At 53.9% G+C, this 12,669-nt stretch carries 10 protein-coding genes; 5 read left to right on the forward strand and 5 right to left on the reverse strand.

The genetic code is table 11. The features are described 5' to 3' along the window. The first annotated feature begins 100 nt into the window (after positions 1-100). The gene (gene pitA, locus J4614_RS15705; protein WP_000902764.1) at positions 101-1,597 is read left to right on the forward strand and encodes an inorganic phosphate transporter PitA; all 1,497 of its coding nucleotides are present in this window, start codon (positions 101-103) and stop codon (positions 1,595-1,597) included. 141 nt (positions 1,598-1,738) lie between these two features. Here the strand turns inward: pitA and uspB are convergent, their stop codons facing one another. Continuing rightward, complete coding sequence (gene uspB / locus J4614_RS15710; protein ID WP_000626193.1) at positions 1,739-2,074, reverse strand: universal stress protein UspB; 336 nt, start codon at positions 2,072-2,074, stop codon at positions 1,739-1,741. Between the two features lie 387 nt (positions 2,075-2,461). Here uspB and uspA point away from each other — a divergent pair, with 387 nt between their 5' ends. After that, positions 2,462-2,896 (forward strand): universal stress protein UspA, encoded by a 435-nt coding sequence (gene uspA / locus J4614_RS15715; RefSeq protein ID WP_000323565.1) that lies wholly within the window; start codon positions 2,462-2,464, stop codon positions 2,894-2,896. A gap of 324 nt (positions 2,897-3,220) precedes the next feature. Continuing rightward, positions 3,221-4,693 (forward strand): dipeptide/tripeptide permease DtpB, encoded by a 1,473-nt coding sequence (gene dtpB, locus J4614_RS15720; RefSeq protein WP_001098274.1) that lies wholly within the window; start codon positions 3,221-3,223, stop codon positions 4,691-4,693. A gap of 91 nt (positions 4,694-4,784) precedes the next feature. Here dtpB and rsmJ read toward each other — a convergent pair whose 3' ends face one another. The 3 genes from rsmJ to J4614_RS15735 form a co-directional block, all read right to left on the reverse strand. Next, entirely contained in the window at positions 4,785-5,543 is a 759-nt protein-coding gene (rsmJ, locus tag J4614_RS15725) for a 16S rRNA (guanine(1516)-N(2))-methyltransferase RsmJ (RefSeq protein WP_001631171.1), read from the reverse strand. A 6-nt stretch (positions 5,544-5,549) separates the two neighbouring features. Beyond that, the gene (gene prlC / locus J4614_RS15730) at positions 5,550-7,592 is read right to left on the reverse strand and encodes an oligopeptidase A (RefSeq protein ID WP_000184178.1); all 2,043 of its coding nucleotides are present in this window, start codon (positions 7,590-7,592) and stop codon (positions 5,550-5,552) included. A gap of 181 nt (positions 7,593-7,773) precedes the next feature. Continuing rightward, a complete protein-coding gene (locus tag J4614_RS15735; RefSeq protein WP_023217414.1) occupies positions 7,774-9,045 on the reverse strand; it encodes a phosphatase PAP2 family protein in 1,272 nt (423 codons plus the stop codon). 210 nt (positions 9,046-9,255) lie between these two features. Between J4614_RS15735 and J4614_RS15740 the strand changes: the two genes are divergently transcribed. Together J4614_RS15740 and gorA are read left to right on the forward strand one after the other, a co-directional pair. Next, positions 9,256-10,098, forward strand: coding sequence for a 23S rRNA (adenine(2030)-N(6))-methyltransferase RlmJ (locus J4614_RS15740; protein WP_000954238.1), 843 nt, complete (start codon positions 9,256-9,258; stop codon positions 10,096-10,098). 104 nt (positions 10,099-10,202) lie between these two features. After that, the gene (gene gorA / locus J4614_RS15745; RefSeq protein WP_000160764.1) at positions 10,203-11,555 is read left to right on the forward strand and encodes a glutathione-disulfide reductase; all 1,353 of its coding nucleotides are present in this window, start codon (positions 10,203-10,205) and stop codon (positions 11,553-11,555) included. A 46-nt stretch (positions 11,556-11,601) separates the two neighbouring features. Here the strand turns inward: gorA and fraE are convergent, their stop codons facing one another. Further along, the gene (fraE, locus tag J4614_RS15750) at positions 11,602-12,645 is read right to left on the reverse strand and encodes a fructose-asparagine asparaginase (protein WP_023217415.1); all 1,044 of its coding nucleotides are present in this window, start codon (positions 12,643-12,645) and stop codon (positions 11,602-11,604) included. Positions 12,646-12,669 lie beyond the last annotated feature (24 nt).

Below are 12,669 nucleotides of genomic sequence, written 5' to 3' on the forward strand. Positions count from 1 at the left end.
CACGAAGTACATCAAAAAAAGTCTATATTTCACTTTGCCCGCGCCGCCAAAGTCACTGATAATGCGCCGCGTTCATGTCCTCAAAATGGCGTAACGTCCTATGCTACATTTGTTTGCTGGCCTGGATTTACATACCGGGCTTTTATTATTGCTTGCTCTGGCTTTTGTGCTGTTCTACGAAGCGATTAACGGCTTCCATGACACAGCCAATGCAGTCGCAACCGTGATTTACACCCGTGCGATGCGTTCGCAGCTGGCGGTTGTCATGGCGGCGGTGTTTAACTTTTTTGGCGTTTTGCTGGGAGGTCTCAGCGTGGCGTATGCCATTGTGCATATGCTACCGACGGATCTCCTGCTCAACATGGGTTCCGCGCACGGCCTCGCTATGGTCTTTTCCATGTTGCTGGCGGCGATTATCTGGAACCTCGGTACCTGGTATTTCGGGTTGCCGGCGTCCAGTTCCCACACGCTGATTGGCGCCATTATCGGCATCGGTTTAACTAATGCGATGATGACCGGCACGTCAGTGGTGGATGCGCTTAACATCCCGAAAGTTATCAATATTTTCGGTTCACTCATTATCTCCCCTATTGTCGGTCTGGTATTCGCCGGCGGTCTGATTTTCTTGCTGCGCCGCTACTGGAGCGGTACTAAGAAACGTGCCCGTATCCACCTGACGCCAGCCGAACGTGAAAAGAAAGACGGCAAGAAAAAGCCGCCGTTCTGGACGCGTATCGCGCTGATCCTCTCAGCTATCGGCGTGGCGTTTTCGCATGGCGCGAACGATGGTCAGAAAGGCATTGGCCTGGTCATGCTGGTGCTGATTGGCGTCGCGCCTGCGGGTTTCGTGGTCAATATGAATGCCTCCAGCTACGAAATCACCCGTACGCGCGATGCTATCAACAATGTCGAAACGTACTTTGAGCAGCGTCCTGACCTGCTGAAAGCCGTCACCGGCGTTGACCAACTGATTCCCTCTCCGGAACCGGGCGCGACTGAACCGACTGAATTCCACTGCCATCCGGCTAACACCATTAACGCGCTTAATCGTGCGAAAGGGATGCTGGCAAACGTGGAAAGCTACGACAAGTTAAGCGTTGAACAGCGTAGCCAGTTGCGTCGCATTATGCTGTGCATTTCCGACACGACCGACAAAGTCGTGAAATTGCCTGGCGTAAGCAGCGATGACCAGCGCCTGCTGAAAAAGCTGAAGACCGATATGTTAAGCACCATTGAGTATGCGCCGGTGTGGATCATTATGGCAGTGGCGTTGGCGCTGGGTATTGGTACGATGATCGGCTGGCGTCGCGTGGCGACCACTATCGGCGAGAAAATTGGTAAAAAAGGCATGACGTATGCGCAGGGAATGTCGGCGCAGATGACGGCGGCAGTCTCTATCGGTCTTGCCAGCTACACCGGTATGCCAGTTTCTACCACTCACGTACTCTCCTCTTCAGTGGCGGGAACCATGGTCGTTGATGGCGGCGGGTTGCAGCGTAAAACCGTGACCAGCATTCTGATGGCCTGGGTATTTACGTTACCGGCGGCGATTATTCTTTCCGGCGTGCTGTACTGGCTTTCCCTGAAGATTATTTAAGCCAAATGGGCCGGATAGCGCTGTCGCTAATCCGGCCTGTCAGAATGAAGCAACACAGGCCTGACAGGCCGCTACAAGCGGCGTCATCCGGGATGGCTTATCTAACACGAGCGGGTCAGGAAACTGGCCCGCTTTTTTTATTCAGTGCCAAATCATGAGCGCAATCAAGCTCACCACCACCAAACCGCATAACGCGCTGGTCAGCAGAAACTGGCGGCGCACGCGTTCACAACGGCGAATAAATTCTTCATCATGATGATCGCGATAGCGCTGAGCGTAGATATACCATACCAGGCGCACCTGTTTGTTGGGCTGACCATGCGTGGTAAAGAAGCCGCCGCCATCGACATATTGATAGAGCAAAGGATCGCAACCACGAAGTACCACTAACAGTGCGCGTAGCGATGAGAAATAGCGCGCCATATTAACAATGCAAACGACACATAAAGCCCAGAATAGTGAGACGGTGCTTATCATATCTCCTCCCCGGCGACCCGCCCACGGAGTTCCTCTCCGGGACTACCGCTCCCCGATACCCTGCCAGACAATCAGTGAAAGAGTACTACGAAAGCCGTCCATATTAGCGCTCCGCATTCGAACGGCTCTTATACACATTGTAGGAGATCAGTTAATTTTTTTACCAGAAGGTTAATCACTATCAATGCAATTCCCTGAAAATTTTGTTTAACTAACTGGCAAGCAAGGCAGATTGACGGATTATCCTGGTCGCTATAATGTAAGGATAGTTATGGTAAACGGCTGAGCTAGCCCCGCGCATAGAGTTCGCAGGACGCGGGTGACGCGGCGGCATAAGAAACGCCAGTAGCTCAATGGTCATCGACAACTTATGGAAGGAGTAACACTATGGCTTATAAACACATTCTTATCGCAGTTGATCTCTCCCCGGAAAGTAAAGTTCTGGTTGAAAAAGCGGTCTCTATGGCGCGCCCCTACAACGCGAAAATCTCCCTCATCCACGTTGACGTGAATTATTCAGACCTGTACACCGGTCTGATTGACGTCAATCTGGGCGATATGCAGAAACGTATCTCCGAAGAAACCCACCACGCGCTGACCGAGCTGTCTACCAACGCTGGCTACCCTATCACTGAAACCCTGAGCGGTAGCGGCGATTTGGGCCAGGTGCTGGTTGACGCCATCAAGAAATACGATATGGATCTGGTCGTTTGCGGTCATCACCAGGACTTCTGGAGCAAACTGATGTCTTCTGCGCGCCAGCTGATCAACACCGTTCACGTTGACATGCTGATTGTGCCGCTGCGCGACGAAGAAGAGTAATACTTGCCGTGCCGGCTGGCGGCTAAAACCGCATCTGGTCTATAGTCAATAAGGTTTGCCTGAACCATCAGGCAAATTCCGGCTCTCAACAACAACGCCCGCTTAGGTGGGCGTTTTGTTTATCCCCCCTTCTTCGCAGTACTCAGTACATCATTCCATCACACCAAACATAATTAGTGTGATCCACTAATTAGTTTGCGTATCATTTGTATAATAACCTATTGATCAGGCTAATAACCGCAGTCTATATCAGGGTAAGTCTTTTCGGCGCGTTTTGATATACGCGCTCATACGTTTCGGGATGGCATTAAAAGGCGAAGGAATATGAATACAACTGCACCTACGGGCTTGCTGCAGCAACCTCGTCCATTCTTCATGATCTTTTTTGTAGAATTATGGGAACGATTTGGCTATTACGGCGTCCAGGGCATCCTGGCGGTCTTTTTCGTTAAACAATTGGGTTTTTCTCAGGAACAGGCCTTTATTACCTTTGGCGCTTTTGCGGCGCTGGTTTATGGCCTGATCTCCATCGGCGGCTATGTTGGCGACCATCTGTTAGGGACTAAACGCACCCTGGTCCTGGGCGCGATTGTGCTGGCGATTGGCTATTTTATGACCGGCATGTCGCTATTAAATCCCGATCTGATTTTTATCGCACTGGGTACGATTGCCGTGGGCAACGGGTTATTTAAAGCCAATCCCGCCAGCCTGCTCTCTAAATGCTATCAGCCTAAAGATCCCCGGCTGGATGGCGCTTTCACCCTGTTTTATATGTCGATTAACATCGGTTCTTTGTTATCGCTATCGCTGGCGCCGGTGATTGCCGATAAATTTGGCTATGCGGTGACCTATAATCTGTGCGGCGCTGGTTTAATTGTTGCGCTTCTGGTGTACTTCGCCTGCCGTGGCATGGTGAAAAATATCGGTTCTGAACCGGATCATAAACCGCTACGTTTTCGCAATTTGCTGCTGGTACTACTCGGCACCGTCGTCATGATTTTCCTCTGCGCCTGGCTGATGCACAACGTTAAGATTGCCAATCTGGTGCTCATCGTCCTTTCTATCGTCGTCACTATTTTCTTCTTTCGCGAAGCGTTTCGTCTGGATAAAACCGGCCGCAATAAAATGTTCGTGGCGTTTATTCTGATGATTGAAGCCGTTCTGTTTTACATTCTGTATGCGCAGATGCCTACCTCGCTGAACTTCTTTGCGATTAATAACGTACATCATGAAATTCTTGGATTCGCCATTAACCCGGTGAGTTTTCAGGCGCTGAACCCATTCTGGGTGGTCGTCGCCAGTCCGGTACTGGCAGCGATTTACACCCGACTGGGTAGCAAAGGCAAAGATCTGACTATGCCGATGAAGTTTACGCTCGGCATGTTCCTCTGCGCGCTGGGTTTTCTGACCGCCGCCGCCGCCGGGATGTGGTTTGCCGATGCGCAAGGATTGACGTCGCCGTGGTTTATCGTGCTGGTGTATCTGTTCCAGAGTCTGGGCGAGCTGCTGATTAGCGCGCTGGGGCTGGCAATGGTCGCCGCTCTGGTGCCGCAGCATCTGATGGGCTTTATTCTGGGAATGTGGTTCCTGACCCAGGCCGCCGCCTTCCTGCTCGGCGGTTATGTGGCGACCTTCACTGCTGTACCGGAAAACATCACCGATCCGTTGCAGACGCTGCCAATTTATACCGGCGTCTTTAGCAAAATTGGTCTGGTAACGCTGGCGGTCACCGTGGTGATGGCCATTATGGTGCCGTGGTTAAACCGAATGATTAATACGCCAGATACCGAACAGTAATACTCAGTGCCGGATGCGGCTTACGCCTTATCCGGCCTACAAATAATTGAGAATCGTAGGCCCGATAAGCGCAACGCCATCGGGCAATCCGTTATTCCGTCAGAGGGGTTCCGGCATAAATATCAAACCGATGCCCTTTGGTAACGATGGCGTTGGGCGTCGCGACATCCGCCAGCGGCGGCGCATAATCGGGACGTTTAACCACCACGCGTTTGGTCGCCAACTGACGCGCCGGTTCCAGCAGTCCGTCGGCGTCGAGATCCGGCCCCACCAACGACTGAAATACCCGCATCTCTTTCTTTACCAGCGCGCTTTTCTGCCGGTGAGGAAACATCGGATCGAGGTAGACCACCTGCGGGCGCGGCGTGATATCGGTTAACGCCGTCAGGCTGGAAGCATGAATCAACTGCAAACGTTGCTGCAACCACGGACCGATGTCCGCATCGGCGTAGCCGCGCGCCAGGCCGTCGTCGAGCAGCGCGGCGACCACCGGATTACGCTCCAGCATCCGCACGCGGCAACCGACGGACGCCAGCACAAACGCATCGCGCCCCAGTCCGGCCGTGGCATCAACCACGTCCGGCAGATAATCGCCTTTGATACCAACGGCTTTCGCCACCGCTTCGCCGCGCCCGCCGCCGAACTTACGTCGATGGGCCATCGCGCCGCCGACAAAATCGACAAAAATGCCGCCGAGCTTCGGTTCGTCGCGCTTGCGCAGCTCCAGATGTTGCGGCGTCAATACCAGCGCCATCGGGTTGTCTTCGTCATGCTCCAGTCCCCAGCGGGCAGCCAGAACAGATAAGGCGCCGTCTGTGGCGCCCGTTTCATCCATTAAGCAGATTTGCACGTAAAATCAGCCTTTAATCCCGTAATGCTCCAGCATCGCGTCCAGTTGTGGTTCACGGCCACGGAAGCGTTTAAAGAGTTCCATCGGCTCTTCAGAACCACCGCGAGTCAGGATGTTATCAAGGAACGACTGACCGGTCTCACGGTTGAAAATGCCTTCCTCCTCAAAGCGGGAATAAGCGTCCGCCGCCAGTACGTCGGCCCACAGATAGCTGTAGTAGCCTGCCGCATACCCGCCAGCAAAGATATGACTGAACGCGTGTGGGAAGCGGCCCCATGTCGGTGACGGCACCACGGCGACCTGTTTTTTAATTTCAAAGAGCGTCTCAAGAATTTTCGCCCCTTGCTGCGGGTTAAATTCCGCATGCAGACGGAAATCAAACAAACCGAACTCCAGTTGACGCAGAATAAACAGCGCCGCCTGATAGTTTTTCGCCGCCAGCATTTTATCCAGCAGTTCCTTCGGCAACGGCTCGCCGGTTTCATAGTGGCCGGAGATAAACGCCAGCGCTTCCGGCTCCCAGCACCAGTTTTCCATAAACTGGCTTGGCAGTTCGACCGCGTCCCACGGCACGCCGCTGATACCGGAGACCCCGGCGGTCTCAATGCGGGTCAGCATATGATGCAGGCCATGACCAAACTCGTGGAACAGGGTGATCACTTCGTCATGGGTAAACAGAGCGGGTTTACCGTTCACCGGACGGTTGAAATTACAGGTCAGATAAGCGACCGGCTTTTGCAATGTGCCGTCCGCTTTACGCATCTGGCCGACACAGTCGTCCATCCACGCCCCGCCGCGTTTGTGTTCGCGCGCGTACAGGTCAAGGTAGAAGCTGCCGCGCAGCTCGTTATTTTCGTCATACAGTTCAAAGAAACGCACTTCCGGGTGCCAGACATCAACGTCAGTACGCTCTTTGGCGGTGATGCCGTAAATACGTTTCACCACTTCAAACAGGCCATTCACGGCTTTGTTTTCCGGGAAGTACGGGCGTAGCTGCTCATCGCTGATGCTGTACAGGTGCTGTTTTTGCTTTTCACTGTAGTACGCGATATCCCACGGTTGCAGCTCCTCAACGCCAAATTCGGCTTTGGCGAAGGCGCGCAGCTGGGCCAGCTCTTTTTCCCCCTGCGGACGGGCGCGTTTCGCCAGATCGGTTAAGAAATCGAGCACCTGCTGCGGATTTTCCGCCATCTTGGTGGCCAGCGATTCATGGGCATAATTTTCGAAGCCCAGCAGTTGCGCCAGTTCATGGCGCAGCGCAAGAATTTCTTCCATCACCGGGCTATTATCCCACTTACCAGCGTTCGGCCCCTGGTCGGAGGCGCGAGTGGAATAGGCGCGATACATCTCTTCGCGCAACGCCTGGTTGTCGCAGTAGGTCATGACCGGCAGATAGCTCGGGATATCCAGGGTCAGCAGGTAACCTTCCTGCTCTTTGGCTTCCGCCTGGGCTTTAGCGGCGGCGAGCGCGCTTTCCGGCATTCCCGCCAGCTCGGCTTCGTCGGTGATGAGCTTCGTCCAGCCCATGGTGGCATCGAGCACGTTGTTGCTGTACTGGTTGCCCAGCTCAGACAGGCGAGTGGCGATTTCGCCGTAACGCTGCTGTTTCTCTTTCGGCAGGCCGATGCCGGACAGTTCAAAATCACGCAGCGCGTTATCAACCGCTTTCTTCTGCGCGGTATTCAGAGTGGCGTAATGATCGCCGTCGCGCAGGTCGCGGTACGCATTGTACAACCCTTCATGTTGCCCAACCCAGGTGCTGTATTCAGACAGCAGCGGCAGCGTCTGTTCGTAGGCTTCACGCAGCTCCGGACTATTTTTCACCGAGTTTAAGTGGCTAATTGGCGAGAAAATACGCCCCAGAACATCGTCGGCTTCCGCCAACGGCTGGCAGAGGTTCTCCCAGCTATACGGCGCGCCATGCGCCACAACGCCTTCTACCGCCGCCCGGCAATCGGCCAACGCTTTGGTGACCGCAGGCACCACATGCTCCGGTTTAATTGCAGAAAAAGGCGGCAGTGAAAAAGACGTTAGTAATGGATTGGTCATATGCGCAGTCCTGTAGAAGAAGGTGAGTGGAGCGCGCTTTTGGCGCTCTCGCGATGAGATCTAGAATGGGGGATAGTAAGGGGAATTTCAATGATGGACAGCGTACAGACGTGGGTATCGCTGCAATAAGCCGCCCCTTTAACATCATCCCGGCTTACGTTTTATAAGCCGGGTGACAACGTCAGCGCGTTTTTCTCGCCATCTCGTAAGCAGCGGACAGATCCAGACGCTGCCAGAACTGTTGATCCTCGGTCTCGCCCGACAACGGATATCCTGCCGGTAACGCCGTCTCTTCCATTAACGCCTGACGCTGCGCTGGCGACAGGTTCGGCAGCGCTGCCTGTAGCAGAACATCGGCGCCTTTTGGTATTTTCAACGGCTGATGCTCGCCTTTCTGTTGCGGCAGGTTATAAGTCATGGTGAAGCGGTAGAAGGTATGCATGGCCGGATCGCGGTACGGATCGTCTTTTCCGGTCGATGCCGCGCATTCGACAATCGTCGTACCGCACTCTTTCACCAGCGCCTCGCGCAGTTGAGCGCGAGCTTCGTTGAACAACGTACGATAATACGGATCGTTAAGATAATGCGCGACATTACGCTGCGCGACCATCCGCGCGCCCATCACATCCAGCGGATAGTGTACGCCAAGGACCAGGCGAGAATAGCCATAACGCGCGCCACGAATCACCAGCGCATCAAAGCGTTCCGGGATCATTTCCGCCATCAACAGCGCATCCGTATAACCGGTATTCGTGTGTCCGCTGGGGAAAGCACCGCCACCCGCGGTATAAGGATGACCATCTTTTACCACCACATCATCCGGCGTCAAATGGATAGTATTACCCGGCACCTGGTAAGGACGCGGGTAATGAAAATATTTTTTCGCCGCGCCGGTGCTGACTTCCGAGGCTTTAATCAACGCCGCCGCTTTGCCCAACTCACCTTTATCATAAGCGGCGAGAAATGCCCGCCCCAGCCGCGGCCCCATTGCGTCGCTCAGGAAATAGAGATACTCCACGCTTTCCGCATCCGCCAGCGCCTGGTGACGGGTATTAACATCGGCATCGTGATTAATCGCCGTCACCGTCGCCAGATTGTCTTTCAATACTGCTTCCGGCAATGTATTGAAGGCGGAAAGTAGGGTAATTCCCATCTGTTGATTCTCAGTAGTATGAAAATCATAACCGCTAGCCTGTAACCAGGCATTATCCGCCTGGATGGAATTCTGTCGCATCTGAGCCAGGGCGTCGCGAGTCAACGCGGCGGTATCGCCTTGTAATGCCTTACGCAACTGTGTCAGCCATTGAGCCTCAAGGTCATTAAAGGCGACGCTCGCCGAGTCGGGCGTCACGCTTTTCGCTATCGACTCCGCCTGGGACAGGGGAATATCTTTCGCCAGTGCCGGCATCGCCAGCGCCAGAGATGACGCCAGTACAGTAATGTGTAGTTTCATTATGGTTCCTTTCATTAAAAATAACGCCAGGTCAAAACTACTACCTTGCCCACAGGCGATGCTGGCCTGCGCAGTTGACGGTTTGATGATACGAACACGTCTTGCAATACTTTCACAACGCGCGAAACAACATGGCGGTACTGGGGTAATCTGCGCGGATCTGCGGTAAACTATCGGCTAACTTGTTTACTTCCCGGAATATCTGCATCCATGCTCAGTTATCGTCACAGCTTTCACGCTGGCAACCACGCCGACGTCCTTAAACATACCGTTCAGAGCCTGATCATCGAGTCGCTAAAAGAGAAAGAAAAACCGTTTCTCTATCTGGACACGCACGCGGGCGCGGGGCGTTATCAGTTGGGCAGCGAACATGCTGAACGTACCGGAGAGTATCTGGAAGGCATCGCCCGTATCTGGCAGCAGGACGATCTGCCCGCCGAACTGGAACCGTATATTAGCGTCGTAAAACATTTCAACCGCAGCGGGCAGTTACGCTACTACCCGGGCTCCCCGTTAATCGCCCGCCAGTTGCTGCGTGAGCAGGACAGTCTGCAACTCACGGAATTGCATCCCAGCGACTTCCCACTGTTGCGCGCGGAGTTTCAAAAAGACAACCGCGCCCGCGTGGAACGCGCTGACGGCTATCAGCAACTGAAAGCCAAATTGCCACCGGTTTCCCGCCGCGGTCTGATCCTCATTGACCCGCCTTATGAAATGAAAACCGACTACCAGGCGGTAGTCAGCGGCATCAGCGAGGGTTATAAACGTTTCGCCACTGGTACATACGCGCTATGGTATCCGGTGGTGCTCCGCCAGCAAATTAAGCGCATGGTTCATGATCTGGAGGCCACCGGCATCCGTAAAATCCTGCAAATTGAGCTGGCGATCCGCCCGGACAGCGATCAGCGCGGAATGACGGCGTCCGGTATGATCGTGGTTAACCCGCCGTGGAAACTGGAGCAGCAGATGAACAACGTGCTACCGTGGTTGCACAGCAGGTTGGCGCCAAACGGTCACGGACACACTTCGGTAAGCTGGATCGTGCCGGAGTAATCACAGCCATCGGTGGAACCTTTCACCTTCAGGTATACAATCGCGAATATTTTGGCGGGTAGCGCAGAATCTATCCGTCCGACAACGAACATAAAGGAGCGGTCATGACCAAACACTATGATTACATCGCTATCGGCGGCGGCAGCGGCGGTATCGCCTCGATTAACCGCGCCGCTATGTACGGCCAGAAATGTGCGCTCATCGAAGCCAAAGAGCTGGGCGGCACCTGTGTTAACGTGGGCTGCGTGCCGAAGAAAGTGATGTGGCATGCCGCGCAGATTCGTGAAGCGATTCATCTGTATGGCCCGGACTACGGTTTTGACGCCACGATTAATCAGTTCGACTGGAGCAAGCTGATTGCCAGCCGTACCGCGTATATTGACCGCATCCATACTTCATACGACAACGTGCTGGGCAAAAATAACGTGGATGTGATTAAAGGCTTTGCCCGCTTTGTCGATGCCAAAACCATTGAAGTGAACGGCGAAACCATTACCGCCGACCATATTTTGATCGCTACCGGCGGCCGTCCAAGCCATCCTGAGATTCCAGGCGTGGAATACGGCATTGATTCCGACGGTTTCTTTGCGCTGTCTGCCTTGCCGGAGCGCGTCGCGGTGGTAGGCGCAGGTTATATCGCCGTTGAACTGGCTGGCGTTATCAACGCGCTGGGGGCGAAAACGCATCTGTTTGTCCGTAAACATGCGCCGCTGCGCAGTTTTGACCCGATGATTAGCGAAACGCTGGTTGAGGTGATGAACGCCGAAGGCCCGCAACTGCATACTCACGCCGTGCCGAAAGCGGTGGTGAAAAACGCCGACGGCAGTCTGACTTTGGAACTGGAAGATGGCCGCAGTGAAACCGTTGATTGCCTGATCTGGGCCATTGGTCGCGAACCGTCGACCGACAATATTAATCTGGCGGCGGCGGGCGTGAAAACCAATGAAAAAGGTTACATCATTGTCGATAAATTCCAGAATACCAACGTTGAAGGCATTTACGCCGTTGGCGACAATACTGGCGCGGTAGAACTAACGCCTGTCGCCGTCGCCGCCGGTCGCCGTCTCTCCGAACGCCTGTTTAACAACAAGCCGGACGAGCATCTGGACTACAGCAACATCCCGACCGTGGTCTTTAGCCATCCGCCTATCGGCACTGTCGGGTTAAGCGAGCCGCAGGCGCGCGAGCAGTACGGCGACGAGCAGGTGAAAGTCTATAAATCATCGTTTACCGCTATGTATACCGCGGTAACGACACACCGCCAGCCGTGCCGTATGAAGCTGGTCTGCGTCGGGCCGGAAGAAAAAATTGTGGGTATCCACGGTATCGGCTTCGGCATGGATGAAATGTTGCAGGGCTTCGCGGTAGCGCTGAAGATGGGCGCTACCAAGAAAGACTTCGATAATACCGTCGCCATTCACCCGACCGCATCGGAAGAGTTTGTGACCATGCGTTAATATCTTGTGCGCCCATCTTCGAGGGTGGGCGCACAGGCCTGCATGATTAATACGTACTGAAATAACTCTGGATCAGTTCCGGATTACGCGTCTGAGTTAGTGCCGTCATCAGCAACACCCGCGCCTTCGCCGGGTTGAGCGAGCCAGACACCAGCCCTGGCTGCCCTTTATCCAACGGTACGACGCCGTTTCCGGTGCGGGAAGCGCGCACCACGATAATCCCGGCTTTCTCCGCTTTTTTAATCCCCGCGTCGCTGCGTACCGAGACCGAACCTGCGCCGGTTCCGGCATAAATAATACCGTCCGCGTGATGGGCGATCGCCGCATCATACATATATTCCGGGTCGTCCTGATAGCCGTAAATAATCACCACATTGGGTAATTTTTTGATATTACGTACGTCAAAAACAGATCGCAGGGTATGAATTTTTTCCACCCGCGTTTCGAACTGTGGCTGACCATTAACGATGACCCCCAGATAGCCCTCTTCCGGCGCTTTAAAGGTATCCAGAGTCGTGGCATTAGTTTTCGTCACAAAGCGCGCCGAACCAATACGATCGTTTAAAACCACCATCACACCGCGTCCCTTCGCATTCGGGTCAGCAGCCACCGTGACCGCTTCCAGCAGGTTCATTGCGCCATCGGCGCTGATTGCCGACGCGGGCCGCATTGCAGCGGTAAACACCACCGGTTTGTCGCTTTTCACGGTCAAATTAAGAAAGTAGGCGGTTTCATCGAGCGTGTCAGTGCCGTGAGTAATGACTACACCGTCAACATCATCCCGCGCCAATAACGCATTCACCTTCTGTGAAAGTTTCAGGATAATATCGCTGGTCATATTTTCGCTACCAATATTCGCCACCTGCTCGCCGTCAACGCGAGCGATATTATTCATTTCCGGCACGGCATTTATTAATGTTTGCACGCCAAGTTCACCAGATTTATATCCGGCGGTTTGCGTATGATTGGCTGCCGTCCCGGCGATAGTACCGCCTGTCGCGAGAATAACAATATGCGGTAGTGACGTTGTGCTAAATACACAGTGGCTGATGAGCAGCAACACGGCGGCCATGAAAACTCTGATTTTCATTTTCTTCCTCTGAATTAAAAATAA

Source organism: Salmonella sp. 32031103-2018-00083-FB-01-SM-01 (assembly GCF_017571995.1).
GTDB lineage: Bacteria > Pseudomonadota > Gammaproteobacteria > Enterobacterales > Enterobacteriaceae > Salmonella > Salmonella enterica.

Coding starts and splice junctions, on each gene's coding strand:
- pitA (WP_000902764.1), top strand. CDS start 101: ATGCTACATTTGTTTGCTGGCCTGGATTTACATACCGGGCTTTTATTA.
- uspB (WP_000626193.1), bottom strand. CDS start 2,074: ATGATAAGCACCGTCTCACTATTCTGGGCTTTATGTGTCGTTTGCATT.
- uspA (WP_000323565.1), top strand. CDS start 2,462: ATGGCTTATAAACACATTCTTATCGCAGTTGATCTCTCCCCGGAAAGT.
- dtpB (WP_001098274.1), top strand. CDS start 3,221: ATGAATACAACTGCACCTACGGGCTTGCTGCAGCAACCTCGTCCATTC.
- prlC (WP_000184178.1), bottom strand. CDS start 7,592: ATGACCAATCCATTACTAACGTCTTTTTCACTGCCGCCTTTTTCTGCA.
- J4614_RS15735 (WP_023217414.1), bottom strand. CDS start 9,045: ATGAAACTACACATTACTGTACTGGCGTCATCTCTGGCGCTGGCGATG.
- J4614_RS15740 (WP_000954238.1), top strand. CDS start 9,256: ATGCTCAGTTATCGTCACAGCTTTCACGCTGGCAACCACGCCGACGTC.
- gorA (WP_000160764.1), top strand. CDS start 10,203: ATGACCAAACACTATGATTACATCGCTATCGGCGGCGGCAGCGGCGGT.
- fraE (WP_023217415.1), bottom strand. CDS start 12,645: ATGAAAATCAGAGTTTTCATGGCCGCCGTGTTGCTGCTCATCAGCCAC.